The organism is Rhizobium laguerreae (assembly GCF_002008165.1).
Taxonomy (GTDB): domain Bacteria; phylum Pseudomonadota; class Alphaproteobacteria; order Rhizobiales; family Rhizobiaceae; genus Rhizobium; species Rhizobium laguerreae.
The window spans coordinates 330,516-355,371 of the sequence record NZ_MRDM01000010.1 but is presented as its reverse complement, the minus strand read 5'-3'; the positions used below and the strand labels follow the sequence as shown (position 1 = coordinate 355,371).

Genomic DNA, 24,856 nt, shown 5'->3' with positions numbered 1-24,856 from the left:
ATCCTTCTATTTCCGGCGCGAAAGCGGTGGCAGGCGGCGTTTGACGGGCGAGGCTTTGATCATCGCGGTGTTGGTCTCCGCCCTTTCGGCAACGCGGTCGAGAATGCCGTCGAGGTCCGCCATGGAGCGGATGACCAGGCGGGCGATGAAGCAATCCTCACCCGTCACCTTGTCGCATTCGATGATTTCGGGAATTTCCTGGATGATACGCTCGACGATGTGCAGCTTTCCCGGCAGAGGACGCACACGCACGATCGCCTGCAGGGGATAACCGACGGCGGCGGGATCGAGATCGATGGTGAAGGCCTTGATGACGCCGCGCTCCTCCAGCCGGCGCAGGCGCTCGGCGGCACTCGGCGAGGACAGGCCGACCTGCTGCGCCAGCTCTTTCAGCGAGATCCGCGCATTGCCGGCCAGCGCTTCCAGAATGGCCTGATCGACTTCACCGAGCGACTGCACATCATTAGCCACGGCGATCTCTTTTCCTCTTATGATTAGGTGATACCGACAATTTTCCTTTTTATCCTTATATAAAATCGCCCGTCGCTGCAATATTGTTATGCCACCGAAATGGAGGCAATCATGGGCAGCGACATCAAAAGAGGCACGGCGGAAATGACGGCAGCGATGCTGATCTCGGGGACGATCGGCTGGTTCGTCGTCATGTCGGGCCAGCCGGTCAGCGGCGTGGTCTTCTGGCGCTGCCTGTTCGGCGCGCTCACTTTGCTCGTCATCTGCGGCGCGCTCGGGCTGCTGCGGCCCGGCATCATCACGCTGCGCGCCTTCGGCATCGCTATTTTCGGCGGCATCGCCATCGTCTTGAACTGGCTGCTGCTCTTTGCCTCCTATTCGCATGCGACGATCTCGATCGCGACGACTGTCTATAACACCCAGCCCTTCATGCTGCTGGTGCTCGGGGCACTCTTCCTCGGCGAGAAGATCACCGCGACCAAGCTTTTCTGGCTGGCGCTCGCCTTCGCCGGCATGGTGGCGATCGTCCAAGGGAAACCCGGTGCGGGCGGCGCTGCGTTCGACGGCTACGGCCTCGGCATCCTGATGGCGCTCGGTGCTGCCTTCTTCTATGCGCTCGCCGCCCTTGCCGCGAAATGGCTGAAGGGCACGCCGCCGCATCTGATCGCGCTCATCCAGGTCGCAACCGGCATGCTGATGCTGGCGCCGATGACCGATTTTTCCCATCCGCCAGGCGATGTCAGGGGCTGGGCGATCCTAGCTACCGTCGGCGTCGTCCATACCGGGCTGATGTATGTGCTGCTCTACGGCGCGATCCAGAGGCTGCCGACGCATCTCACAGGCGCCCTGTCCTTCATCTATCCGATCGCGGCGATCCTCGTCGACCGGCTGGCCTTCGGCCATGCGCTGCAGCCGATGCAGCTATTAGGCGCGGCGATCATTCTGCTTGCCGCCGCCGGCATGAATCTCGGCTGGACGCCGCGGTGGCTGCGGCCGCGGGCGCTGGAGAGCTGAGAACCGGGCGGGCATGGCAAGCACGCCCGGGCATGGCAAGCATGCCTGGGCATGGCAAGCATGCCTGGGCATGGCAAGCATGCCTGGGCATGGCAAGCATGCCCGGGGATATGCCGATATTATTTCTGCCCGCGCGTCGTTTCGAACAGGAACCAGGTACGGCGCTCGGCCTCGTCGATCCAGTTCTCGATCAGGCTGGCGCTTGCGACATCATTATGCTCGTCGCAGAGATCATGCACCTCGCGCAGCAGCGAAACGAGCTGAGCGTTATCCTGGCGCAGTTCCGACAACATGTCCTCGGGCGTGACGAATTCCGCGTCATTGTCCGAAATGCGCTGCTGGCGGGCGATCTGGCCGATGGAGCGCAGTGTCGTGCCGCCGATCTTACGGGCACGCTCGGCAATGTCGTCTGTCATGGCGAAGATCTGCTCGGCCTGTTCGTCGAGCAGCAGATGATAATCGCGAAAATGCGGGCCGGACATGTGCCAGTGGAAATTCTTGGTCTTGAGATAGAGCGCAAAGACATCGGCGAGCAGCGCCGTCAGCGCTGCCGAAATATCGGTGATGGCGTTGGTCGGCAGATCCGAAGGGGTCTTCAGGGGCGCAAGTCTGGTCTTCTCGGCCTGTGTGGGGGACATCCGTTTTCTCCTTGGGGTGACGAAGCGATATGGGGGACCTGATAGGGCGACGATGACATGTTGATGAAGACGGCCGTGACAATGAGTGCCCGGCGGAGTTCTTCACCGCAACAAATACGGGAGGCTTGCGGTTCTTCAAGGTCGTGGGCAACCGGCGAGCAAGCATTCCTGCCGGTGATGCATCCATCAACGCCGGCGGATTGATGGTTGCAGGCCCCGGATATAAAACAGCGAGGAAAAAGAAGGGAGCGCATCATGAGCCTTGCCGCCTTGCTGACCTATGCCGGAGCGCTGTTTATCGCCGCGGCCATTCCGGGACCCGGGATTACCGCGATCGTTGCGCGTGCGCTCGGCTCGAATTTTCGCGAGACCTTCTTCATGGGCCTCGGCCTGGTGCTCGGCGACATGGCCTATCTCACAGCGGTCATTCTCGGCCTTGCCTTCGTGGCGCAGACCTTCACCGAGGTGTTCATAACAATCAAGATCGCCGGCGTCCTCTATCTCGGCTATATCGCCTGGAAACTCTGGACGGCGGGGCTGCTGCCGCAGGATATCGCGGCGCGGAAATCTACCAATATCGGCCTATCCTTCCTCTCCGGGCTGCTGGTGACGCTCGGCAATCCGAAGACGATGCTCTTCTATGTCGCCCTGGTCCCGACGCTGATCGATATCGGCAATATCGGCCTGCGAGACTATGCGCTCCTGCTGACCACCACCTTCTTGGTGCTGATCGTCGTGCTCGTGCCCTATATGCTGCTTGCCTCGCGGGCCCGCACGATGCTGAAGCAGCCGCGGGCCTTGCAGGCGCTGAACCGGGTTGCATCAGGCATCCTCGCCGGCACGGCCGCCTTCATCGCCACGCGGGCCGCCTGAAATAAACATTCCGCAAGGACCGGTTTTCAAAGGTTATTTTCTTCGAGGACCGCCTCCCCGGGATGAACACGGGCTGGCCTAGACCGGCCTTTGACCCTATTCTCCTCCTCGATTTCAGAGACAGGATTTCAAAGGGAGGCACCCATGTCGCACAAGCCCGGCCGCGGCCGCATCTATTCCTCGATCACCGAGACCATCGGCGACACGCCGCTCGTGCGCTTCGACAAGCTGGCGCAGGAAAAGGGCGTCGTGGCGAACCTAATCGGCAAGCTCGAATTCTTCAACCCGATCGCATCCGTGAAGGACCGCATCGGTGTCGCGATGATCGAAGGCCTCGAAGCCCAGGGTAAGATCACCCCCGGCAAGACGGTGCTGATCGAGCCGACCTCCGGCAACACAGGCATCGCGCTCGCCTTTGCCGCCGCCGCCAAGGGTTATCGGCTGATCCTCACCATGCCGGAAACGATGTCGGTCGAGCGCCGCAAGATGCTGGCGCTGCTCGGCGCTGAGCTGGTGCTGACCGAGGGATCGAAGGGCATGAAGGGCGCCATCGCCAAGGCGGAGGAACTGGCGTCCTCCCTTCCGGATGCCGTCATTCCGCAGCAGTTCGAAAATCCTGATAATCCCGAGATCCACCGCAAGACGACGGCCGAGGAAATCTGGAACGATACCGAGGGCACGGTCGATATCGTCGTCTCCGGCATCGGCACCGGCGGCACGATCACCGGCGTCGGCCAGGTGCTGAAGAGCCGCAAGCCCGAGATCAAGATCATCGCCGTCGAACCGGCCGATTCGCCGATCCTCTCCGGCGGCAATCCCGGCCCGCACAAAATCCAGGGCATCGGTGCCGGCTTCGCGCCGAAGATCCTCGATACCGGCATCTATGACGAGGTCGTCACCGTGACCAATGACGAAGCCTTCGAACAGGCGCGCCTGGTCGCAAGGCTCGAAGGCGTGCCGGTCGGCATCTCCTCGGGCGCGGCCCTGACGGCCGCAATCAAGGTCGGCGTCCGTCCCGAGAATGCCGGCAAGAACATCGTCATCATCATCCCTTCCTTCGCCGAGCGTTATCTGTCGACGGCGCTGTTTGAGGGTCTCGGGAGCTAAAATAGCGAATAGCGAAAAGGATGCGAACCGGACGCCTTTCGAGCTGGAACAGCACGACTGATGCCGGTGTTCACGTACTCGGAGAGCGTCGGCCAGACGTTGGTGTGGGGGTCACCGTGTGCCAGAACGGAGACAGCGGACATTTCATCCGACCAGTTCATCGTCGGTGCGGCCGGGTCTGGACCGAGGTCTAAAAGAGCGGCAGCGAGGCAGCGTGCGACGGCATCGAACAGCTTCATGGCGCTCTTCGGTATCTGGCATCGTCACTCCTCCAAACTGTTGAACCCTGGGCAGCAGCCAGATGAAATGCGGCCTTGAAAGGCTGCCGCCTGGCAGCAGGTCCCCTCCGATGATGCGCGGCAGGCATTGGAATGCCTCCGTCGCGCACGACATCCAGCAGAATCCGGCGACACGAAGACGCCATGCCGCATTGGCCTGGATCGATGCCTCCGGCCGAGACAGGACCTGCGTGCCGCGGAAATGATTGGCAAGGGCAATCAGGCTGCGGGGTGCGAGGATATCGACGTCCGAACCTGCCCAGGCGGCTTCGGCGCCGCTTTCGGCCGGGCAGATCAGCCCCTTGCCGAGCGCATTGGCGCCGATCGCAGCCGGCAGCGCGCCTGAGATGGCGGCGATCGTTCCGTCGAGGTTGAGCTCGCCGACGACGACAAAGTCCGACAGGGCATCGGCGGGAATGGCGCCGAGAGCGGCCATCAGGGCAAGGGCGATCGGCAGATCGAAATGCGAGCCTTCCTTCGGCAGATCGGCCGGCGCCAGATTGACCGTCACGCGCTTGGCCGGCAGCGCCAGGCCGGAGGCGTGGAGGGCCGCCTGCACGCGCTCGCGGCTTTCGGCAACAGCCTTGTCAGGCAGGCCGACGATCTGCATGCCGACCTTTCCGGGCGCGACCATGACCTGGACCTCGACCGGCACACCTTCGATGCCCTGAAATGCAACCGTACTGACACGCGCGACCATCAACCCATCCCCTTGCCGCAAATTTTATAGCCCGCCCTGCGGCCTTTATTCGATACTTGTCGTGGTCCCCAGAACCGCTACGCACTTTTGGGCGACATGCATCAAGGCCAACGGTTGCAATCTGGCATGGACGCAGGAATAAAACAAGAACAATCAAAGAACGTAGTCAGGCACCCGCTGTGACCTTGGTTGTGTTCGGTCGCGGGACCAGAACGGTCAGCGGCGGCTGGCTCAGCCGCGCTTGCGCTCGATCGCATCCCAAAGCATGCTCGCGATATCGGCGCCGCCGAATTTCTTGACCTCGCGGATGCCGGTGGGCGAGGTGACGTTGATCTCGGTCATGTAATCGCCGATCACATCGATGCCGACGAGCAGGAAGCCGCGTTCCCTCAGCGCCGGACCGATGCGGGCGCAGATTTCCTGTTCGCGCGGCGTCAGTTCGGTCGCCTCGGCGCGGCCACCGACATGCATGTTGGAGCGGCTGTCGTGTTCGGCCGGCACCCGGTTGATGGCGCCGGCGAATTCGCCGTCGACCAGGATGATGCGTTTGTCGCCCTTGCGCACGTCGGGCAGATATTGCTGAGCAATGAAGGGCTCGCGGAAAAGCTGGCCGAACATTTCCAGCAGCGAGGAGAGATTGCGGTCGTCGCGGGTCGAATGGAAGACGCCGGCGCCGCCATTGCCGTAAAGCGGCTTCAGGATGATATCGCCCATTTCATCGCGGAAGCGGCGGATCTCGGCGGCATCCTTGGTGATCAGCGTCTTCGGCATCAGGTCGGAGAATTCGGTGACGAAGATCTTCTCCGGCGAATTGCGCACCCAGGCCGGATCGTTGACGACGAGCGTCTTCGGGTGGATGCGCTCGAGCAGATGCGTCGAGGTGATATAGGCCATGTCGAAGGGCGGGTCCTGGCGCAGCAGCACGACATCCATGGTCGCGAGATCGACGCGCTCGGGCGCGCCAAGCTCGAAGTGATCGCCCTTGACGTCGCGCAGCACCATCGGCTCGACGCTGGCATAGAGCTTGCCGTCGCGAAAGCTCAGGCGCTCGGGGGTATAGTGGAAGAGCTTGTAGCCGCGCACTTGGGCTTCCAGGCTCATCGCGAAGGTGGAATCGCCTGCGATATTGATGCCGGCGACATGGTCCATCTGGACCGCTACATTGGTAATCTTGGCCATTTCCATCCCTCGCTGAATGCCGGACAGATGTAGGTCGGCCAGATATCAAACGCAACGGGCAATCAAGGGCTTCAGGTCGCCGTTTTTCAGGCAGCGATGCCCTGGTTGCCGTTGTTGCGCAGCATGTTGCGGAGACGGTAGGCGATCGCCAACGGCTTAGGGAAGGGCTTGCGCAGGAAGGCGACCTTGCGGACGTAATTGTCGACCCGCCAGCTCGCCCAGGTTCCACCGGCGAAAAAGGCGACATCGCCGGCGCAGAGCGTTCGTTCGGTGCCGTCCTCGGCAGTGATATGGACCTCGCCTTCGAGGATCATCACCGTCTCGTCCCAGCCGAAATACCAGCGGAATTCGCCCGCCGTGCAATCCCAGATCGCCGTCAGCGAGGCCTCGTCATGGCCGCGCGAATGTTCGGCGGTGCGGGCCTGCGGATTGCCGCTGACGATCCAGTCCGGATTGATCGGCGTGGATTTCAGCGGCAGCAGATCGCTCGCATGCGCGACGAAGGACTTTCCGGCCGGCTTCGCCACCGCATACGGCACCGAGCGCGCGGCCATGGCGACCGCACTTGCAAACATCAGCTTCCAGGCCATGAAACAACCCCCAATTGTTATCCCCACCGAGTCGATAGCAGAGAGTCGTAAGGACCTGGTTCAAGTGGGGGCTAAAAGTTTAACGATCCGGAAATCCGATGGGGCGAAGGGAGGTCAGAAAGCATCAATAAAATGCCGCGGCAGCCGGCCCGGCATGATCGCGACGATATCATAACGCTGGGAAAGGCGGGTCTGATCCCTCTGGCGGGCGAGCCAGAGATCGCTTGCCGCCCGTATGCGCTTCTGCGCGATGACAGAGACGGCATCGACCGCCGCGGCCTCGCCATGGCGGGCCTTGACCTCGACGAAGACGGCGAGATCGCCCTTGCGGGCGATGATGTCGATCTCGCCAAGCTTGGTGCGGTGGCGCAGAGCCAGGATGCGATAACCCTTCAGCATCAGGAAGGCGGCCGCGACATATTCCGACATGCGGCCCCGGCGCAGCGCCTTCCTTCTGATCGTGGTGAGATCATTATCGCCCATCGGCGTTCTTGATCTCCAGCAGGCGCTGATAGAGCACCTTGCGCGGCAGGCCGGTGAGGCGGGCGGCCTCGGTCGCGGCGCCGGCCGTCGGCATCGACTTCGACAGGTCGGCCAGCATGGCTTCGACATCGGCCTCATCGGTCTCGACCGGCTCCGGCGGACCGATCACGAGGACAATCTCGCCTTTGACGTTTTCCACCTGCTGATAATGGGCTGCGAGGTCGGCAAGCGAGCCGCGACGGAACTCTTCATAGGTCTTGGTCAGCTCGCGGCAAACGGAGGCGGGCCGAGCGCCGCCCAGCACATCGGCGGCGGCCAGAAGCGTTGCGCCGATGCGATGCGGCGATTCAAAGAAGATCAGCGTCGCGGGAGCCTTAGCAAGTTCACCGAGACGGTCGCGGCGGGCCTTGTCCTTGGCCGGCAGGAAACCGGCGAAAAGAAACGCATCGTTCGGCAGGCCGGAGCCGACAAGGGCTGCGAGCGGCGCCGACGCCCCGGGAATGGGAATGACGCGGTAACCTGCCGTTATCGCCTGTTGCGCCAGCCGATAACCGGGATCGGAGACCAGCGGCGTGCCGGCATCGGAAACCAGCGCCACCGAGCGCCCGGCTTCGAGCGCCTGCAGCAGCCTTGGACCGGCCTCGTCGGCATTGTGCTCGTGATAGGCGAAGGGACGGTTCTGGATGCCGTAGCGGTCAAGCAGCACGCGGGTGACGCGGGTATCCTCGCAGGCGAGCACATCGGCGCCGGCCAGCGTTTCCAGCGCCCGCAGGGTGATATCGCCGAGATTGCCGATCGGGGTGGCGACGAGATAGAGCGCCGGCTCCAGCGGCCGCGCCGGCACCGTTGCATTGTGCAGGCGGAAGCTTCGCCGGCCGGCGGCGTCCGCTGTCGTTTCCTCATTCATGCCATTTGCTTTCGTCCCGCCGGCTCGTCGCCGGCATCGAACCCTTATGGGCGAGCCGCACCGCTTCGGCAAGGGTTCGGATTTCTGTGAGCATTGCTCTGGAAAACCGCAAATGCAGGGGTGCCGGCGTCCATGCCTCTTGCAAAGCAATGCTGAAGTCTGCCATTTTGCCCGTCCACTCCCCCGGCCTCAAGCCGGGACAGCATTCTTCGGGTGCTCGACGCGCCCGGACAGTCACGGTCGAAGGCGGTAGCATCCCATGCGTATTACTATTGAGCGGTCAAACCTGTTGAAATCGCTGAACCACGTCCACCGCGTGGTCGAACGTCGCAACACGATCCCGATCCTGTCCAACGTATTGCTGAAGGCGGACGGCCAGAAGCTCGACATGAAGGCGACCGACCTCGACCTCGAAATCACCGAGGCGACACCGGCTAACGTCGAGCAGCCCGGCGCCACCACCGTTCCCGCCCATCTTCTCTACGACATCGTGCGCAAGCTTTCCGACGGCTCGGAAGTGCTGCTTGCCACCAGCACCGATGGCGGCTCGATGACCGTGCAATCCGGCCGCTCGAAATTCTCGCTGCAGTGCCTGCCGGAATCGGACTTTCCGGATCTTACAGCCGGCACCTTCACGCATTCCTTCAAGCTGAAGGCGACCGATCTGAAGATGCTGATCGACCGCACGCAGTTTGCGATCTCGACGGAAGAGACGCGTTATTATCTGAACGGTATCTTCTTCCACACGATCGAGAGCAACGGCCAGCTGAAACTCAGGGCGGTTGCGACCGACGGCCACCGGCTGGCGCGCGCCGATGTCGATGCGCCCTCCGGCTCCGAGGGCATGCCCGGCATCATCATTCCGCGCAAGACGGTCGGCGAACTGCAGAAGCTGGTCGACAATCCCGAGGTGATGGTGACCGTCGAGGTGTCCGACGCCAAGATCCGGCTGACGATCGGTTCGATCGTCATGACCTCGAAACTGATCGACGGCACCTTCCCGGATTATCAGCGCGTCATCCCGACTGGCAATGACAAGGAAATGCGGGTCGACTGCACGAGTTTCGCACAGGCCGTCGACCGCGTCTCGACCATCTCCTCCGAGCGCGGCCGCGCCGTCAAGCTGGCGCTTTCCGAGGGGCAGCTGATGCTGACCGTCAACAATCCCGATTCCGGCAGCGCGACGGAAGAAGTCGCCGTCGGCTACGACACGGATGCGATGGAAATCGGCTTCAACGCCAAGTACTTGCTCGACATCACCGCCCAGCTTTCCGGCGAGGAAGCGATCTTCCTGCTTGCCGATGCCGGCTCGCCGACGCTGATCCGAGACACGGCGGGCGACGATGCGCTCTACGTGCTGATGCCGATGCGCGTCTGACCGGAACGAAGGCCGCCCATTGCCGTTTTTCCTCCTGTCAAAATGGAGGATCCCATGACCAAAAAGACGGGAGCGGTGCGCATCGGCATATCCGGCTGGACCTATGCGCCCTGGCGCGGCCAATTCTATCCGAAGGACCTGCCGCAGAAGCAGGAACTTTCCTATGCCGCCCGGCACTTCCGGTCGATCGAGATTAACGGCACCTTCTACGGATTGCAGCGGCCCGAAAGCTTCGGCCGCTGGCGGGAGGAAACGCCGGAGGATTTCGTCTTCGCGGTCAAGGGACCGCGCTTCATTACCCATATGCTGCGGCTGCAGGATATCCAGACGGCGCTCGCCAATTTCCTCGCTTCCGGCGTTTTGCGGCTCGGCCCCAAGCTCGGACCAATCCTCTGGCAATTCCCGCCGAACATGGTCTTCGACCCATCCCTTTTCGAAAGCTTTTTGTCGCTGCTGCCGCACACCCGCGACGCGGCAATAGCGCTGGCGAAACGGCACGACTGGCATATCAAGGGACCGGCCTGGCTTACATGCGACGGGCATCAGCCGATCCGGCATGCGCTGGAAATTCGTCACGAGAGCTTCCGCTCACCCGCCTTTATCGAGATGCTCAGGCGGCACAAGGTCGCTCTCGTCTGCGCCGACACGGTGAAATGGCCGCTGCTGATGGATATCACCGCCGATTTCATCTACTGCCGCCTGCATGGCTCCGAAAAGCTCTATGTCAGCGGCTACGAGGATGAAGCACTCGACCTATGGGCGCAACGCATCCGCGCCTGGGCCACGGGTGGAGAACCTGAGAATGCGACGCGAGTGCTGGCGCCCCTACCGGTGCGCAGCAAGGGCCGCGACGTCTATCTCTACTTCGACAATACCGATGTGAAACTGCGCGCACCTGTCGACGCCGATCACTTGGCGGATAGGCTCGCCGATCTCATGCCGGGTTCGGCGCCGAAAGCCGCATGAACTGTTGATGCCGATGTCCTTGTTGCGAAAATCCTTGTCCCTTAAGCGACAAGCGGCATATTAAGGCATTCGATCAACATGCGGATGGGTGGAGAATGAGCTTACGGGTCAAGGTGAAGGAACGGCTGGGCAAGAGGTTCGACGACGAGATCCGCTTCTTCCGGGGCATGATGCAGGGGCCGAAGACGGTGGGCTCGATCGTGCCGACGTCCTCGATCACGGCCAAGCGCATGGCAAGCGTCGTCGACATCCATTCCGGGCTGCCGGTGCTTGAACTCGGACCGGGCACGGGCGCCATCACCAAGGCCATTCTCGGCCGCGGCGTCCGTCCGGAAAATCTCGTCGCAATCGAATATTCGACGGATTTTCATAAACATCTGCAGCGGACATATCCCGGCGTGCACTTCATCAACGGCGATGCCTTCGATATTCAGGCCACCCTTGGCAATTTCAGCCGCCTCACCTTCGATTCCGTCGTCTCCGGCATTCCGCTGCTGAATTTCCCGATGGCGAAGCGCATCTCGCTGCTCGAAAGCCTGCTCGATCGACTGCCGGCCGGCCGGCCGATGGTGCAGATTTCCTACGGCGCGATCTCGCCGATCGCCGCCAATCCCGACCGCTACCATATCCAGCATTTCGACTTCGTCATGCGCAATATTCCGCCGGCGCAGCTCTGGATCTATAAGCGCGGCTGAGATGTTCGGGATCTACATCACTCATCCGCAGGTCAGGATCGACGCCAACGTGCCCGTGCCGAAATGGGGGCTTTCCGATGTCGGCGCAGCGCGCGCCCGCAAAGCAGCCGAGAGCGGCTGGGCGAGGCAATTGCGGCGCATCGTCTCCAGCGACGAGACGAAGGCGATCGAGACGGCCGAAATCCTCGCGGAAGCTTCCGGCGTGACGATCGAGATCGTCCACGCCATGCACGAGAACGACCGCACGGCCACCGGGTTCCTGCCGCCGCCGCAATTCGAAGAAGCGGCCAACTGGTTCTTCGCCTATCCGGAACAGAGCTTCAAAGGCTGGGAGCGCGCCGTCGATGCGCAGGCCCGCATCGTCGAGGCCGTGAACGCCGTTCTTGCCACGCATGATACGACGGCGCCGATCGCCTTTGTCGGCCATGGCGGCGTCGGCACGCTGCTCAAATGCCATTTGGCGGGCAGGCCGATCTCCCGCGACCGAGACCAGCCGGGCGGCGGCGGCAATCTCTATGCTTTCGGCCTTGCGGATCGCCGCTTATCATGCGACTGGACACCCATCGAAGACTGGCAGGGGTGACCTCAGATGGACGCACGCGAGCGGTTGATCGTCGGCCTGGATGTTCCAACGATCGGTGAGGCGGAAAGACTGGTTTCCACGCTCGGCGACGACATTCTCTTCTACAAGATCGGCTATCAGCTGGTCTTTGCCGGCGGCCTGGAATTCGCCCGCGATCTTGCCGCTAGCGGCAAGAAGATCTTTCTCGACATGAAGCTGCTGGACATCGACAACACCGTTGCCTCCGGCGTCGAGAACATCGCCAAGATGGGCATGTCGATGCTGACGCTGCACGCCTATCCGAAGGCGATGAAGGCGGCGGTCGAGGCCGCGGCCGGCTCCGGCCTCTGCCTCCTCGGCGTCACCGTGTTGACCTCGATGGATGCCGATGACCTTGCCGAGGCCGGCTACAGCCAGGATCCGCACAGCCTGGTGCTGCGCCGCGCCGAACAGGCGCGCGCGGCCGGCATGGGCGGTATCGTCTGCTCGGCGGAGGAAGCGGCTGCGGTGCGCGAGATCGTCGGGCCCGATATGGCAATCGTCACCCCCGGTATTCGCCCTGATGGTAGCGACAAGGGCGACCAGAAGCGGGTGATGACGCCTTTCGACGCACTGAAAGCGGGAGCGACGCATCTCGTCGTCGGCCGGCCTGTCGTCAAGGCGCCGGATCCCCGAGATGCCGCCCGCGCGATCCTCAGCGAAATGGTGAGCGCGCTCTGGCCGGCAAATCGCTAACCAGATTCAACGGCAAAAGGGAGAAGACCATGGCCAAAGGATACTGGATCGCCCGCGTCGACGTTCGCGATGCCGAGCGCTACAAGGATTACGTGACGGCGGCCAAGCCCGCCTTCGAAAAATACGGCGCGAATTTTCTGGCGCGCGGCGGCGCCTTTACCGAGCTCGAGGGCAAGGCGCGCGTCCGCAATGTGGTGATCGAATTCCCCTCGATGCAACATGCGGTCGACTGCTATAATTCGCCGGAATACCAGATCGCCGCGAAAATCCGCCAGGAAGTCGCGGATGCGGAAATGGTGGTCGTCGAAGGCGTCTGAGCAACTTCGCGTTCGCAAAAACTGACGGCGTGATGGGCCTTCCCGTCGCGCAGGGATTCGGCTAAGACGAGAGCCAATTCAGCATCCGCAAAGCCTTTCGAGGAGCCTGCCATGACCCTTGCCAACCTGCCGCCGCTCGTCACCGTGTTCGGAGGGTCCGGCTTCGTCGGCAGGCACGTGGTTCGGGCGCTGGCCAAGCGCGGCTATAACATCCGCGTCGCCGTGCGCCGTCCCGATCTCGCCGGTTTCCTGCAGCCGCTCGGCAATGTCGGCCAGATCTCCTTCGTGCAGGCGAACCTGCGCTATCGCAGCTCGATCGACCGCGCCGTCGACGGTGCGAGCCACGTCGTCAACTGCGTCGGCATTCTGCATGAGACCGGCCGCAACACTTTCGACGCCGTGCAGGAATTCGGCGGCCGTGCGATTGCCGAGGCGGCGCGCGGCGCAGGTGCGACGCTGACGCATATTTCGGCGATCGGCGCCGACGCGAAATCCGATTCCGACTATGGCCGCACCAAGGGTCGTGCCGAAACGGCCATCCTCTCGGTCAAGCCCGATGCAGTGATCTTCCGTCCGTCGATCGTCTTCGGACCGGAGGACAGCTTCTTCAACAAGTTTGCCGAGATGGCGCGCATGTCGCCGATCCTGCCGCTCGTCGGCGGCGGCAAGACGAAATTCCAGCCTGTCTATGTCGAGGATGTCGCCGAGGCTGTCGCCCGCGCCGTCGACGGCAAGGTCGCCGGCGGCAAGGTCTATGAGCTTGGCGGGCCTGAGGTGCTGAGCTTCCGCGAATGTCTCGAGACGATGCTGAAGGTAACGTGCCGCAAGAACCCGCTGGTATCCCTGCCCTTCGGCATCGCTTCGATGATCGGCAGCATCGCTTCGCTGGTCCCCTTTATCACGCCGCCGATCACGCCGGACCAGGTGCGCATGCTGAAGCGCGACAATGTCGTCTCCCCGGAAGCCGAGGCGGAAGGCCGCACGCTGAAGGGCCTCGGCATTGCGCCCACGATGGTGGCATCGGTACTCGGCTCCTATCTCGTGCACTATCGTCCTCACGGCCAGTACACCGGCACCGGCAAGGCCGCCTGACCATCTTTTCCAGACGATGAGGCTTTTCTCAGCCGATGAGACTTGGCCGTCTGCGGATGCCGCGGGCGGCCTTTTGGCCTTGCCGTGTCCTGCAAAACCCGGCGCAAGTTTGAAGTGTTTTGGTGCTCGGCATATTCAGTAGCGTTGCATAAAAGACGCATCGGATTTTTTGTGGAATTAACGCCAAATTTAGCAGGAACGTTTATTGCTATTTGCCATTCCACTGACTACCAAACCCGCGCGTCTTCCAACGGACTCAACGCCTGCGGTCGCGCGCGGCAATCACTGTGAAAGGCAATTCTCAATGGGCAAGTCAATCGCGCTCCTGTTTGCGTGTGCGGCGCTGGTTATCCTTGCAGGCTCTTTCGTTGCGCCCGGTTCGGTCGCGGCGGTAAAGGGCGATTGCTCGCCGGCCTACGGCGTCGATCCTTGCTCTACGGCCTCGATCATCCATTGACGAAAAGCCCGGCCCTGCGCCGGCATCCTGCTCCCAGCAAGCAGTCATCGGAACGCCTGAAATAGCGCGTTCACAATGAACGCTCAGCCCTGCCTGCTTCAAGCGGCGGCGGGCACTTATCCTCTCAATATCGCCTATCTGAAAGATTGGCGGCTTCTGCCGGCAACAGAGTGCCTGTTCGGAGTCCGACGGGGCATTTGCATTCGCGCCGGGAGTTGCGCGAATGCAATGCAGGACGGATGTCTCAGGCAATCAAGCCGGTCGCGGCCATGCCGAGCAGCAAAACACCGAGAATGATGCGGTAGATGGCAAACAGCGTAAACCGGTTGCTTCTGATATAGGCCAGCAGCCATTTGACGGCGATGAAAGCGACGATCGTGGACACGACGAAGGCGATGCCGAGCGCCGTCCAGTCTTCGCCCGCCGCTCCGCCATCTCGGAACGTCTTCAGCAATTCATAGCCGCTTGCGGCGTACATCGTGGGTATGCCGACGAGAAAGGCGAATTCGGTCGCCGCAGCGCGGTTGCCCGTGCCTGCCAGCATGGCGACGAAAATCGTGGCGCCGGAGCGCGACGTTCCCGGGAAGACGCCGGCAACGATCTGGGCGATGCCGACCAGGATGGCGACAAGCCAGGTGATCTCTTTATGGGGCGGCCTGCGGGCGGCGGCCCACTCGGCAAAGATCATCCAGATACCGCCGATGATCAGCGCCCAGGCGATCGGCGTCGCAGTTTCCGGCAGTTCAAAGCCGAGCTTCTTGACGACCAGTCCGAGAATGGCGGTGATGAGAAAGGCAACGATCAGCTTGGCGGCATAATCACGATTGATCGGGTCGCGCCAGCCGAGCACCAGATCCACCAGACGACGCCAGTAAATGATGGTGACGGCGAGGATGGCGCCTGCCTGGATGACGATGTTGAACATGTCCGACCGGTGGCCGAGCCATTGCTCCGCAATGATCAGATGGCCGGTGCTCGAGATCGGCAGAAACTCGGTGATCCCCTCTATGATACCGAGAATGATAGCACTTATATAATCCATACATTGTCTCCGGTTTAAAGTTCGGCCGGGCCTGAACGCTTGGGTCGATCAGGCCGCCGTTTCCACATTCGTTAGACCGTGTTTCGCCATCGTCAGACGGCGTAAAATCCGATTCGCTTGTATTGGCGGGGCCAAGCTCCTATAGCTTCAACCAATGAGTCATGACTAGGGCGCTATAATCGAGCTGCCACACAGTCCTGTAACAGCAATCACAACGCCCGAGTATCGATGCCCACGCTTTATCATCATCCCATGTCATCCGCATCTCGCTTCGTCCGGCTGATCCTGGCGGAATACGGCTATCAGGCGGATCTGATCGAAGAGCAGACATGGGAGAAACGCCGGGATTTCCTGGCGCTCAATCCGGCCGGCACGCTGCCTGTTTATGTCGACGACAGCATGCGCGCGCTTTGCGGCGCGAGCGTTATTTCCGAATATCTGGATGAGACGCACGGCGTCTTGAAGCGCGACCGGCGGCTGCTCGCCGAAGACCCTTTCCAGCGAGCCGAAATCCGCCGGCTGACCGAATGGTTCATGCAGAAGATGGAAAACGACGTGACCAAGCCGCTCGCGCGCGAGCGTGTCTATAAGTTGCAGATGAGCGCCGATCAGGGCGGCGGAGCGCCGGATTCGAAGGTTTTGCGCACGGCTCGCGCGAATATCCGCCAGCATATGCGCTATCTCACCTGGCTTGCCGGCTCGCGTCAGTGGCTGGCCGGCGAGCGGATGAGCTATGCCGACCTTGCCGCCGCGGCCTCGATCTCGATCCTCGACTATCTTGGCGAGATCGAGTGGGCGGATTCGCCCGTCGTCAAGGACTGGTACCAGCGGCTGAAGTCGCGTCCGTCCTTCCGGCCGATGCTGACCGAGCGCGTGCGCGGCCTGACACCGGTTTCACACTATGCCGATCTGGATTTCTGACGAGGGCTCTTCATGCCCGAAGCTGACAATGATGACAAAGAGCGCCGCCGCCGCGACAATTTGACCGAGTTCGTCCGGGCGGAATCTGCCGCCAAGGGCTTCGATCTCTGCCGCATCACGCGCCCGGATGCGATCACTGAAGCCAAGGAGCGCCTCGGCCAGTTCATCGATGCCGGGCGCCACGGGACGATGGACTGGATGGCGGAGACGCGCGATCGGCGCGGCGATCCGCGCACGCTGTGGAGCGAGGTGCGCTCCGTTGTCGTCTTCGGCCTCAATTACGCCCCGGATGAAGATCCCCGCGGCATTCTCGACAAGCCGGACAAGGCAGCGATTTCGGTCTATGCCCGCAACCGCGATTATCACGACGTCATCAAGGGCCGGCTGAAGGAGATCGCCACGCGCTTTGCGGCGCGGGCGGGCGCCGATGTGAAGGTCTTCGTCGATACGGCGCCGGTGATGGAAAAGCCCTTAGCGGAGGCAGCCGGACTCGGCTGGCAGGGCAAACACACCAATCTCGTCAGCCGCGTTCATGGCTCCTGGCTGTTCCTCGGCACGATGTTCACCACCGCGGATCTCGTGATCGATGAAGCGGAAACCGATCATTGCGGCTCCTGCCGCGCCTGCCTCGACATCTGTCCGACGGCTGCCTTCCCGGCGCCTTACCAAATCGATGCGCGGCGCTGCATCTCCTATCTCACCATCGAGCACAAGGGGCCGATCGACGCCGATTTGCGCGGGCTGATCGGCAATCGCATCTATGGCTGCGACGACTGTCTTGCCGCCTGTCCCTGGAACAAGTTCGCAAGCTCCGCCTCCGAGATGAAACTCAAGGCGCGGGAAGATCTGAAGGAGCCGTCGATCGCCTTTCTGCTGACACTCGACGATGCCGCCTTCCGGGCCTTTTTCAGCGGCTCGCCGGTGAAGCGGATCGGCCGCGACCGTTTCATCCGCAATGTGCTGATCGCCGCCGGCAATTCCGGCGACAAGGTGCTCGTCGGGCCATGTCGCCTGCTTTCGGACGATCCCTCGCCCGTGGTGCGCGGCATGGCGGTCTGGGCGCTTTCGCGGCTGATGGAGGCTGGCGAATTTGCGGCCTTTGCCGCACGAAGGACGGATGAGAGAGACGACGACGTTTTGAACGAATGGCGATTAGCGGGAGTGGGCTGATGCACGTGATGATATTTGGCTGCGGGTATTCCGGCACGGCAATCGCCAAGGCCTTTGCCGGCGACGGCGTGCGGGTTTCCGGCACCACGCGCTCGCCTGAGAAGATGGATGCGCTCCGCGAAAACGGCATCGAAGCATTCCTTTTTGACGGCGAGAGCATGGAAGAGAGGCTCCGCCAGGCTTTGGAAGGCGCCACCCATCTGGTCCAATCGATCGCCCCTGGAAAGGCCGACCCTCTGCTGCGGTTGCTTGAAAAAGACGGCGCACGCCTGCTGCCGAAGCTGGAATGGGTCGGTTATCTCTCCACCGTCGGCGTCTATGGCGATCACCAGGGCGCCTGGGTGAGCGAGGAAACGCCGTGCGTGCCGGTTTCCGGGCGGTCGACCGAGCGGCTCGAGGCGGAAGAGGGCTGGCTGGCGATGGGCCGGGAGCGCGGCGTGCCGGCGGCGGTGCTTCGCCTTTCCGGCATCTATGGACCGGGCCGCAACGCCTTCTGCAATCTGGACAAGGGTACGGCGCGACGGCTGATCAAGAAGGACCAGGTGTTCAACCGCATCCGCGTCGAGGATATCGGCGCGTCGACACGCTTCCTGTCGGAGCGCGGCCTCGGTGGCATCTATAATGTCACCGACGACCGGCCCGGCCCGCCGCAGGATGTGATCGTCGAGGCCGCCCGCCTGATGGGCGTCGAACCGCCGCCGGAGCAGGCATTCGAGACCGCCGAACTGACGCCGATGGCGCGCACTTTCTACGGCGAGAACAAGCGGGTTTCGAATGCGAAACTGAAGGCTGCCGGCTTCGAATTCTCCTTCCCGAACTATCCTATGTCGCTTGCGCAATTGTGGCAGGATGGCCGCTGGCGTGGGGAGTAGAACTCAGTCCTGTTTGCGACGGATACGCTCACCCATAATGAGTAGGAAATTCCTACTTTCCCGCTTTGGCCGGACAATTTTCGCCGCATCTTATGGTTAACGGCCTTTGAATTTGCCCAAATGTGGCAGCAAATATGGCGAAATCAGAAAAATATTTTCGCGATTTTCGTGAACGCCATTGCGTTAATTATCCCTTTGGAAAATTCGTTCGGATTCTAACTGATTTTATTGGGTTTTTTCCACACTTGGGCGCGACGCGCAATCCTGAAATCCCGGCATCACACTCACGAATGTTACCGATTGTAATATTCCGTGAACAGACGCGGCACTTTTTCGCCACTTTTTCACAGATTTAAGCCCCGCCGCCTGCAAGGGCGTTGAGTTCAATAGTTGAGGGATACTCTGTTTTGAAGAAAATACGTCGTTCTATTATCGCCGCTGTAACTATTGCAGCCTGTTCTTCCATGCTTCCGGCGGAAGGTTTTGCTGGCAATGGTTGTGGCGGTGCTTCATGGTACGCACTTCGCTCCAAAACTGCTTCCGGGGAACGTATGAATCCTGCCATCTTGACTGCCGCGCATCGTTCGCTTGCTTTCGGCACCAAGGTGAAGGTCACCAACCGCAACAATGGCCGCACCGTCGTCGTTCGTATCAACGATCGTGGTCCGTTCATCCGTGGTCGTGTAATCGACCTGTCGCGCGCCGCCGCGCAGAATATCGGCATGGTGAGCTCCGGCACTGCGAAAGTCTGCTACCAGGTCATCGGCTGAGGCCGGCACTGACGCGCCGGAAGCGGCGCTTGCTCTTGCCGTCAATCGCGGTTACCACCCGGTTGAGACTTGTGAACAATTGACTGCGTGACACTCGCGTTTGCGCTGGTCGTTCACACGCTACGGCAACAGGAGACATGTGAATGCGTCTGGGCGGCCGCCTCGAAGGGGCGATTTCTGTGCTCGCGGACATCGACGCCCGCAAGCGGCCCGTCGCCGACGCGCTGAAGGACTGGGGCCTCGCGCACCGCTTCGCCGGCTCCGGCGATCGTGCTGCGATCGGCAACATCGTCTATGACGCACTGCGCATGCGGCTTTCCCATGCCTGGCTGATGGATGACGACAGTGCCGCGGCCATTGCCCATGCCGTCATGTTCCGCCAATGGGGTTTTTCACCTGACAGTCTTGCCACTGAGCTGGCGGATGACAAGTTTGCGCCGGCACCGCTTTCGACCGACGCTGTTGCGGCCTTTCAAAGCCGCTCGCTCGACGATGCGCCGCCGCATATCCGCGGCGATATTCCCGAATGGGTCCAACCCTCCTTCGAACAGGCCTTCGGCGCCGCCTGGCTTGCGGAGGCACAGGCGCTCGCCGCCCGCCCGACGCTCGATCTGCGCGCCAACAGCCTCAAGGCCTCCCGCGACAAGGTCGTCAAGGCGCTCGAAAGAGCCAACGCGCATGCAGCGAAGATCGCCCGCTACGGCATCCGGATTGCCGCTGGCGAAGGCGCCTCGCGTCTTCCCAACGTGACAGCCGAGCTTTCGTTCCAGAAAGGCTGGTTCGAAGTTCAGGACGAGGGATCGCAGATCGTCGCCGACCTGGTGCTCGCCCACGACGGCGAACAGGTTCTCGACTATTGCGCCGGCGGCGGCGGCAAGACGCTCGCCATGGCGGCCGCCATGCAGAACAAGGGACAGGTTCACGCCTATGACGCCGATCGGAAACGGCTGGCGCCGATCATCGAGCGGCTGAAGCGGGCGGGCACGCGCAATGTCCAGGTGCATGACGACGCCAGGGCGCTTTCCGCCCTTGCCGGACGCTGCGACAAGGTGCTGGTCGACGCGCCCTGCACCGGCACCGGCACGTGGCGCCGCCGCCCCGACACGAAGTGGCGGCTGACGGCGAAGAACCTCGACGAGCGCACCGCCCAGCAGCAGGACGCGCTGGCGCAGGCGAGCGGCTTCGTCAAATCAGGCGGCGATCTGGTCTATGTGACCTGCTCGGTCCTGCCCCAGGAAAACGAGGAGCAGGCGCGCCGCTTCACGGCTGATAATCCTGACTTTCAACTCGTCAGTGCCCTGCCCGCCTGGGAAGCCCTGTTCGGCAAGGATGCCCCGCGTCCGCATTCTTCCGACGGGCTGACGGTCACCCTGACGCCCGCCTCTACCGACACGGACGGCTTCTTCTTCTGCCGTATGCAGCGCAAAGGCTGACGGGGTTTAGCGGCCGTCGACAACGCATCATGATGCCGCGGCGGAATAAGGCTGCGCTGAGCGCGTGAGTTGGCGTGGTTGCCGCCGATTTTTCAAGTAGATGCCGTTCGACAACGGCAGTGCGGGCACCGGCTCTGCATCCTTAAAACCATTCCAAACTAGAGCGTTTGACACAAGTTTGCTTTTGCGCGAAGAGACGGAGCCCGATTAGACGGAAAATCCCGTCACAGGAGAGGATCATGACGCTCAACCGCAAATTCCGCGCAGCCGTGCTGGCGATCGCCCCCGCAGCCCTGCTCGCCCTTCCCGTGCATGCCGAGACCGATGCCGCTAGCGTGGTGAAACACTATGCCGACGTGGCGCATGCGAAATACGAGGATTCGCTGACGACGGCCAAGGCGCTCGATGCTGCGATCGACGCCTTCCTGAAGGCGCCGACCGACGCGACGCTCAATGCCGCCAGGGACGCCTGGATCAAGGCGCGCGTCCCCTACCAGCAGACGGAAGTCTATCGCTTCGGCAATCCGATCGTCGACGACTGGGAAGGCAAGGTCAACGCGTGGCCGCTCGATGAAGGCCTGATCGATTATGTCGATGCCTCCTACGGCACCGAGAGCGACGAAAATTCTCTCTATGTGGCAAATGTCATCGCCAACAAGACGATCAAGATCGACGGCAAGGATGTCGACGCCTCCAAGCTGACGCCGGAATTCCTTTCCGGCACGCTGGCCGAGGCCGGCGGCATCGAAGCCAATGTCGCGACCGGCTATCATGCCATCGAATTCCTGCTCTGGGGTCAGGATCTGAACGGCACGGGCCCTGGCGCCGGCGACCGCCCAGCAACCGATTACGACCTCAAGAACTGCACGCACGGCAATTGCGACCGCCGCGCCGAGTATCTGAAGTCCGCCTCCACCCTGCTCGTTTCCGACCTGCAGGAAATGACTGGCAACTGGAAGCCGGATGGTGCTGCGACGAAGAATGTCGAAGCTGATCCGAAAGCCGGCCTCGTCGCGATCCTGACGGGCATGGGTTCGCTTTCCTACGGCGAGCTTGCCGGCGAGCGCATGAAGCTCGGCCTCTTGCTGCACGATCCGGAAGAAGAGCATGATTGCTTCTCGGACAATACCTACAACTCGCATCTCAATGACGCGATCGGCATCGCTGCCGCCTATACCGGCAACTATACCCGCGTCGACGGCACCAAGCTCAGCGGCCCGTCGCTGCACGATCTGGTGGCAGCCAAGGACAAGGCGCTCGATGCCGAAGTGGAAGCCAAGCTCAACAAGACGCTCGATGCGATGAATGCCATGGCAAAGCGCGGCGAGACGGTCGAAAAGTACGATCAGATGATCGGCGAAGGCAACAAGGACGGCAACGCCGTCGTCCAGGCCGCCATCGACGGGTTGATCGACCAGACGAAATCGGTGCAGCGCGTTATTGCTGCACTCGATCTCGGCACGGTCCAGCTTGAAGGTTCCGACAGCTTGGATAATCCTAACGCCGTCTTCCAATAAGCAAAAAGGCGGGCCGCTTCGAAAGCCGGAGCGGCCCGGACCCTGAAATGTCGCATGCCCCGGCCCGCCGATTTTTCGCCAGCGCAACACTTTGCGCAACGCTTGCCGGTTTTTCCGCGAGCATCGCCGCCGGTTTCGATCTGCCGAGCAAACGCACCGACCTCTCCGAGGCCGATCTGAAACGCGTCGCCGATGTAACGCGGCCGACAGCGGATTTTTCCAAGGCCGAACAATACGAAGCCATGCAGGCAGGGGCGACGACCTCGATCGATCCCGTCACCGAAGACAGCTTCTCGCATATTTCGGCCAATATCCCCTTCGAGGAAGAGCAGAATTTCAAGCTCGGCAATGCGCTCTTCCGCAAGCTGTGGGTGTCCTCTCCTTCCTCGACACAGGCTTCCGATGGTCTTGGGCCGCTGTTCAACGCCCGCTCCTGCATGAGCTGCCATGTCAATGACGGCCGCGGCAGACCGCCGGAGGGAGGTCCGAGCGCCACCTCGATGTTCCTGAGGCTTTCGCGCGCCGCCACGACGCCGGAGGAAGAAACGGCGGTCGCAAGTGCCGATGTCGTCAATTTTCCCGATCCGGTCTACGGCCATCAGCTGCAGGACCTCGCCGTTCCCGGGCTTGCCGCCGAAGGGAAGATGGCGATCAGCTACCGCGACGAGAGGGTGACGCTTGGCGACGGCGAGACCGTATCGCTGCGCCGGCCGAGTTATGCGGTGACGAACCTTGGCTATGGGCCGCTCGATCCCGCGACGACGATTTCGCCGCGTGTCGCCTCGGCGATGATCGGCCTCGGACTGATCGAGGCCATTCCCGAGGCCGATATCCTTGCCCATGCCGATCCTGACGATGCCGACGGCGACGGCATTTCGGGGAAGGCTGCGGTTGTGCGCGACCATCGCAGCGGCAAGATCGCGCTCGGCCGCTTCGGCTGGAAGGCGCAGAACGCCACGGTGCGCGACCAGAGTGCGGATGCCTTCGCCAACGATATCGGCATCTCGACGCCCGATCACCCGGATGCGCAGGGCGATTGCACCAAGGCGGAAGAGACATGCCTCGATATGCCGACCGGCGTGCAGAAACGGCTGGGCGCAGAAGAAGCGCCGGGTCCCATTCTCGACCTCGTCACCTTCTATTCCGGAAATCTTGCCGTTCCGGCACGGCGCAAGGCGAGTTTCCCTGAGACCCTGCAGGGCAAGCGGATTTTTTACGAAAGCGGCTGCATTTCCTGTCACGTGCCGAAATTCGTCACCCGGCGGGATACGCAAGAAAAAGCGCAGTCCTTCCAGCTGATCTGGCCCTATTCCGACTTTCTTCTGCACGACATGGGCGACGGGCTTGCCGACGGGCAGCAGGTCGGCCTTGCAAGCGGACGTGAATGGCGCACGCCGCCGCTATGGGGTATAGGACTGACCCGGACTGTCAGCGGACACAGCTTTTTCCTGCATGACGGCCGTGCGCGGAGCCTCACCGAAGCGATCCTCTGGCACGGCGGCGAAGCTGAAAAGGCCCGCAACGCTTTCTCCTCCCTGCCGAAAGACGACAGGGCGGCCCTGATTACATTCCTGGAGTCACTTTGATGCGCCTTTGGCACCCCCTGCTCTGCCTTACTCTGATCGGCCTCGCGACATCCGCGGCCGCCCAGACTGTTGCTCCCCCGGCAGGGCTGAACGAGGATGCCGTTCCCGCCGTCATGCAGCGCGCCGTCGACGAGGTGATCCGTCCCGGCTATCGCAACATGCAGCAATCGGCTGCCCGGTTGACGACGGCGATGAAGGATCTATGCGCTGACGGTACGCAGCAGACGCTCGACAAGGCGAAATCCGCCTTCGACGATACGATCCGCTACTGGTCGATCATCGAGATCGTCCAGACCGGACCTGTCATCCAGGACAATCTCTTCGAGCACATCCTGTTTTATCCCGACCGCAAGGGCGTCGGCCTCAAGCAGGTGCAGGCGCTGATCGCCAAGGCCGATCCAAAGGATGCGACTGTCGATGCGATCGCCGGCAAGAGTGTTGCGCTGCAAGGCCTGACGGCGCTGGAATACGTGCTCTACGGCAATGGCTCCAACGATCTCGTCGGGCAGAAAAACGGCTTCCGTTGCCTTTACGGCGAGGCGGTCGCGGGCAATATCCAGCGTGAGGCCGGCGAAGTCGTCGCCGCCTGGGAAAAGCCCGACGGCGTGCAGGCGAGCTGGAAACATCCAGGCCCGCAGAGCAACGATTTCATGGATAACAAGGAAGCGGTGACCGCGCTGCTCGGCATTCTCGTCCATGGCGCGGAGAATGTCCGCGACCAGCGGCTGGAGCAATTCTACAAGGGCAAGGACACCGCGCCGCGGCCGCGCATGGCGATCTACTGGCGTTCCAAGAACACCTGGAAATCGATGGCCGCCAATCTGGAAGGCCTGCGCACGCTCTGGCAGAAGGCCGGCATGGCCGAACTTCTGCCGCCGGACAAACAGCCGATCGCCGCCTCGATCGACGAGGATTTCAAATCACTGCTCGACAGCGTGCCGAAGCTCAACCCCGACATCGACGTCGCCACAAGCGATGCGGAGAAGGCCAAGCTCGATACGCTGCTTGCCGAAAGCCGCGACCTGATTACCCGGATCAGCGACGAATATGGCGCAGCCATCGGCCTTTCGGCCGGCTTTTCCTTTTCGGACGGAGACTGAGAC

26 protein-coding genes and 1 pseudogene are annotated in these 24,856 nt (G+C 62.0%); 19 read left to right on the top strand and 8 right to left on the bottom strand.

The genetic code is table 11. The features are described from left to right. Window positions 1-6: 6 nt before the first annotated feature. Entirely contained in the window at window positions 7-471 is a 465-nt protein-coding gene (locus tag BS630_RS10215) for an Lrp/AsnC family transcriptional regulator (protein WP_077977328.1), read from the bottom strand. A 99-nt stretch (window positions 472-570) separates the two neighbouring features. Between BS630_RS10215 and BS630_RS10210 the strand changes: the two genes are divergently transcribed. Next, window positions 571-1,485, top strand: a complete 915-nt coding sequence (locus BS630_RS10210) for a DMT family transporter (protein WP_170268695.1) — start codon at window positions 571-573, stop codon at window positions 1,483-1,485. 119 nt (window positions 1,486-1,604) lie between these two features. On the opposite strand, the gene BS630_RS10205 is transcribed toward BS630_RS10210, so the two are convergent. Beyond that, window positions 1,605-2,123, bottom strand: coding sequence for a Dps family protein (locus BS630_RS10205; protein ID WP_077977326.1), 519 nt, complete (start codon window positions 2,121-2,123; stop codon window positions 1,605-1,607). A 255-nt stretch (window positions 2,124-2,378) separates the two neighbouring features. Here BS630_RS10205 and BS630_RS10200 point away from each other — a divergent pair, with 255 nt between their 5' ends. Together BS630_RS10200 and cysK are read left to right on the top strand one after the other, a co-directional pair. Then, window positions 2,379-2,996, top strand: coding sequence for a LysE family translocator (locus BS630_RS10200; RefSeq protein ID WP_077977325.1), 618 nt, complete (start codon window positions 2,379-2,381; stop codon window positions 2,994-2,996). A 144-nt stretch (window positions 2,997-3,140) separates the two neighbouring features. Then, window positions 3,141-4,103: a cysteine synthase A gene (gene cysK, locus BS630_RS10195; protein WP_077977324.1), complete on the top strand. Its 963-nt coding sequence runs from the start codon at window positions 3,141-3,143 to the stop codon at window positions 4,101-4,103. A 423-nt stretch (window positions 4,104-4,526) separates the two neighbouring features. Here the strand turns inward: cysK and BS630_RS10190 are convergent. The 5 genes and pseudogenes from BS630_RS10190 to rsmI form a co-directional block, all read right to left on the bottom strand. Further along, window positions 4,527-5,081 (bottom strand): annotated as a pseudogene (locus BS630_RS10190) (magnesium chelatase domain-containing protein); the annotation flags it as partial. Window positions 5,082-5,312: 231 nt separating this feature from the next. Next, window positions 5,313-6,260: a glutathione synthase gene (gene gshB, locus BS630_RS10185; protein ID WP_077977323.1), complete on the bottom strand. Its 948-nt coding sequence runs from the start codon at window positions 6,258-6,260 to the stop codon at window positions 5,313-5,315. A gap of 86 nt (window positions 6,261-6,346) precedes the next feature. After that, the gene (locus BS630_RS10180; protein ID WP_077977322.1) at window positions 6,347-6,850 is read right to left on the bottom strand and encodes a cupin domain-containing protein; all 504 of its coding nucleotides are present in this window, start codon (window positions 6,848-6,850) and stop codon (window positions 6,347-6,349) included. A 114-nt stretch (window positions 6,851-6,964) separates the two neighbouring features. After that, window positions 6,965-7,333 (bottom strand): YraN family protein, encoded by a 369-nt coding sequence (locus tag BS630_RS10175; protein ID WP_077977321.1) that lies wholly within the window; start codon window positions 7,331-7,333, stop codon window positions 6,965-6,967. Continuing rightward, window positions 7,323-8,240: a 16S rRNA (cytidine(1402)-2'-O)-methyltransferase gene (rsmI, locus tag BS630_RS10170; protein ID WP_077977320.1), complete on the bottom strand. Its 918-nt coding sequence runs from the start codon at window positions 8,238-8,240 to the stop codon at window positions 7,323-7,325. The genes BS630_RS10175 and rsmI overlap by 11 nt, the downstream gene beginning before the upstream one ends. A 259-nt stretch (window positions 8,241-8,499) precedes the next feature. On the opposite strand from rsmI, the gene dnaN reads away from it, so the two are divergent. From dnaN to BS630_RS37315, 8 genes are all read left to right on the top strand, one after another. After that, on the top strand, window positions 8,500-9,618 hold the full coding sequence (gene dnaN, locus BS630_RS10165) for a DNA polymerase III subunit beta (protein ID WP_077977319.1): 1,119 nt from the start codon (window positions 8,500-8,502) through the stop codon (window positions 9,616-9,618). Window positions 9,619-9,672: 54 nt separating this feature from the next. Continuing rightward, window positions 9,673-10,584, top strand: coding sequence for a DUF72 domain-containing protein (locus BS630_RS10160; protein WP_025396801.1), 912 nt, complete (start codon window positions 9,673-9,675; stop codon window positions 10,582-10,584). Window positions 10,585-10,679: 95 nt separating this feature from the next. Further along, entirely contained in the window at window positions 10,680-11,279 is a 600-nt protein-coding gene (gene pmtA / locus BS630_RS10155; protein WP_077977318.1) for a phospholipid N-methyltransferase PmtA, read from the top strand. Window position 11,280: 1 nt separating this feature from the next. Then, window positions 11,281-11,862 (top strand): histidine phosphatase family protein, encoded by a 582-nt coding sequence (locus BS630_RS10150; RefSeq protein WP_077977317.1) that lies wholly within the window; start codon window positions 11,281-11,283, stop codon window positions 11,860-11,862. A gap of 6 nt (window positions 11,863-11,868) precedes the next feature. Further along, window positions 11,869-12,576, top strand: a complete 708-nt coding sequence (pyrF, locus tag BS630_RS10145) for an orotidine-5'-phosphate decarboxylase (protein WP_012759833.1) — start codon at window positions 11,869-11,871, stop codon at window positions 12,574-12,576. A gap of 29 nt (window positions 12,577-12,605) precedes the next feature. After that, a complete protein-coding gene (locus BS630_RS10140; RefSeq protein WP_017990037.1) occupies window positions 12,606-12,893 on the top strand; it encodes a DUF1330 domain-containing protein in 288 nt (95 codons plus the stop codon). Between the two features lie 111 nt (window positions 12,894-13,004). Then, complete coding sequence (locus BS630_RS10135; protein ID WP_077977316.1) at window positions 13,005-13,985, top strand: complex I NDUFA9 subunit family protein; 981 nt, start codon at window positions 13,005-13,007, stop codon at window positions 13,983-13,985. A gap of 304 nt (window positions 13,986-14,289) precedes the next feature. Next, window positions 14,290-14,442, top strand: a complete 153-nt coding sequence (locus BS630_RS37315; protein WP_003544729.1) for a hypothetical protein — start codon at window positions 14,290-14,292, stop codon at window positions 14,440-14,442. A gap of 244 nt (window positions 14,443-14,686) precedes the next feature. On the opposite strand, the gene BS630_RS10130 is transcribed toward BS630_RS37315, so the two are convergent. Then, window positions 14,687-15,484 (bottom strand): undecaprenyl-diphosphate phosphatase, encoded by a 798-nt coding sequence (locus BS630_RS10130; RefSeq protein WP_077977315.1) that lies wholly within the window; start codon window positions 15,482-15,484, stop codon window positions 14,687-14,689. A gap of 228 nt (window positions 15,485-15,712) precedes the next feature. On the opposite strand from BS630_RS10130, the gene BS630_RS10125 reads away from it, so the two are divergent. The 8 genes from BS630_RS10125 to BS630_RS10090 all read left to right on the top strand — a co-directional run bounded on the left by BS630_RS10125 (window position 15,713) and on the right by BS630_RS10090 (window position 24,853). Beyond that, window positions 15,713-16,405, top strand: coding sequence for a glutathione S-transferase family protein (locus BS630_RS10125; protein WP_020052564.1), 693 nt, complete (start codon window positions 15,713-15,715; stop codon window positions 16,403-16,405). A gap of 12 nt (window positions 16,406-16,417) precedes the next feature. Then, the gene (queG, locus tag BS630_RS10120) at window positions 16,418-17,575 is read left to right on the top strand and encodes a tRNA epoxyqueuosine(34) reductase QueG (protein WP_077977314.1); all 1,158 of its coding nucleotides are present in this window, start codon (window positions 16,418-16,420) and stop codon (window positions 17,573-17,575) included. After that, window positions 17,575-18,447: an SDR family oxidoreductase gene (locus BS630_RS10115; RefSeq protein WP_077977313.1), complete on the top strand. Its 873-nt coding sequence runs from the start codon at window positions 17,575-17,577 to the stop codon at window positions 18,445-18,447. Before queG ends, BS630_RS10115 begins: the two co-directional genes overlap by 1 nt. Window positions 18,448-18,854: 407 nt before the next feature. Then, window positions 18,855-19,217 (top strand): septal ring lytic transglycosylase RlpA family protein, encoded by a 363-nt coding sequence (locus BS630_RS10110; protein WP_017962911.1) that lies wholly within the window; start codon window positions 18,855-18,857, stop codon window positions 19,215-19,217. A gap of 143 nt (window positions 19,218-19,360) precedes the next feature. Next, entirely contained in the window at window positions 19,361-20,650 is a 1,290-nt protein-coding gene (locus BS630_RS10105) for an RsmB/NOP family class I SAM-dependent RNA methyltransferase (protein WP_077977312.1), read from the top strand. 239 nt (window positions 20,651-20,889) lie between these two features. Beyond that, window positions 20,890-22,167, top strand: coding sequence for an imelysin family protein (locus BS630_RS10100; RefSeq protein ID WP_077977311.1), 1,278 nt, complete (start codon window positions 20,890-20,892; stop codon window positions 22,165-22,167). A gap of 47 nt (window positions 22,168-22,214) precedes the next feature. Beyond that, on the top strand, window positions 22,215-23,753 hold the full coding sequence (locus BS630_RS10095) for a di-heme oxidoreductase family protein (protein WP_077977310.1): 1,539 nt from the start codon (window positions 22,215-22,217) through the stop codon (window positions 23,751-23,753). Then, window positions 23,753-24,853 (top strand): imelysin family protein, encoded by a 1,101-nt coding sequence (locus tag BS630_RS10090; protein WP_077977309.1) that lies wholly within the window; start codon window positions 23,753-23,755, stop codon window positions 24,851-24,853. Before BS630_RS10095 ends, BS630_RS10090 begins: the two co-directional genes overlap by 1 nt. The last annotated feature ends 3 nt before the right edge of the window (window positions 24,854-24,856 follow it).

Excerpts from the sequence above, each read along its gene's own strand:
- BS630_RS10115 (WP_077977313.1), top strand. The coding sequence starts at position 17,575 with ATGCACGTGATGATATTTGGCTGCGGGTATTCCGGCACGGCAATCGCC.
- BS630_RS10100 (WP_077977311.1), top strand. The coding sequence starts at position 20,890 with ATGACGCTCAACCGCAAATTCCGCGCAGCCGTGCTGGCGATCGCCCCC.
- BS630_RS10105 (WP_077977312.1), top strand. The coding sequence starts at position 19,361 with ATGCGTCTGGGCGGCCGCCTCGAAGGGGCGATTTCTGTGCTCGCGGAC.
- BS630_RS10200 (WP_077977325.1), top strand. The coding sequence starts at position 2,379 with ATGAGCCTTGCCGCCTTGCTGACCTATGCCGGAGCGCTGTTTATCGCC.
- BS630_RS10095 (WP_077977310.1), top strand. The coding sequence starts at position 22,215 with ATGTCGCATGCCCCGGCCCGCCGATTTTTCGCCAGCGCAACACTTTGC.
- BS630_RS10180 (WP_077977322.1), bottom strand. The coding sequence starts at position 6,850 with ATGGCCTGGAAGCTGATGTTTGCAAGTGCGGTCGCCATGGCCGCGCGC.
- rsmI (WP_077977320.1), bottom strand. The coding sequence starts at position 8,240 with ATGAATGAGGAAACGACAGCGGACGCCGCCGGCCGGCGAAGCTTCCGC.
- gshB (WP_077977323.1), bottom strand. The coding sequence starts at position 6,260 with ATGGCCAAGATTACCAATGTAGCGGTCCAGATGGACCATGTCGCCGGC.
- BS630_RS10150 (WP_077977317.1), top strand. The coding sequence starts at position 11,281 with ATGTTCGGGATCTACATCACTCATCCGCAGGTCAGGATCGACGCCAAC.
- BS630_RS10090 (WP_077977309.1), top strand. The coding sequence starts at position 23,753 with ATGCGCCTTTGGCACCCCCTGCTCTGCCTTACTCTGATCGGCCTCGCG.
- BS630_RS10125 (WP_020052564.1), top strand. The coding sequence starts at position 15,713 with ATGCCCACGCTTTATCATCATCCCATGTCATCCGCATCTCGCTTCGTC.
- BS630_RS37315 (WP_003544729.1), top strand. The coding sequence starts at position 14,290 with ATGGGCAAGTCAATCGCGCTCCTGTTTGCGTGTGCGGCGCTGGTTATC.
- BS630_RS10160 (WP_025396801.1), top strand. The coding sequence starts at position 9,673 with ATGACCAAAAAGACGGGAGCGGTGCGCATCGGCATATCCGGCTGGACC.
- pmtA (WP_077977318.1), top strand. The coding sequence starts at position 10,680 with ATGAGCTTACGGGTCAAGGTGAAGGAACGGCTGGGCAAGAGGTTCGAC.
- queG (WP_077977314.1), top strand. The coding sequence starts at position 16,418 with ATGCCCGAAGCTGACAATGATGACAAAGAGCGCCGCCGCCGCGACAAT.
- BS630_RS10135 (WP_077977316.1), top strand. The coding sequence starts at position 13,005 with ATGACCCTTGCCAACCTGCCGCCGCTCGTCACCGTGTTCGGAGGGTCC.
- BS630_RS10130 (WP_077977315.1), bottom strand. The coding sequence starts at position 15,484 with ATGGATTATATAAGTGCTATCATTCTCGGTATCATAGAGGGGATCACC.
- pyrF (WP_012759833.1), top strand. The coding sequence starts at position 11,869 with ATGGACGCACGCGAGCGGTTGATCGTCGGCCTGGATGTTCCAACGATC.
- cysK (WP_077977324.1), top strand. The coding sequence starts at position 3,141 with ATGTCGCACAAGCCCGGCCGCGGCCGCATCTATTCCTCGATCACCGAG.
- BS630_RS10175 (WP_077977321.1), bottom strand. The coding sequence starts at position 7,333 with ATGGGCGATAATGATCTCACCACGATCAGAAGGAAGGCGCTGCGCCGG.
- dnaN (WP_077977319.1), top strand. The coding sequence starts at position 8,500 with ATGCGTATTACTATTGAGCGGTCAAACCTGTTGAAATCGCTGAACCAC.
- BS630_RS10140 (WP_017990037.1), top strand. The coding sequence starts at position 12,606 with ATGGCCAAAGGATACTGGATCGCCCGCGTCGACGTTCGCGATGCCGAG.
- BS630_RS10210 (WP_170268695.1), top strand. The coding sequence starts at position 571 with ATGGAGGCAATCATGGGCAGCGACATCAAAAGAGGCACGGCGGAAATG.
- BS630_RS10205 (WP_077977326.1), bottom strand. The coding sequence starts at position 2,123 with ATGTCCCCCACACAGGCCGAGAAGACCAGACTTGCGCCCCTGAAGACC.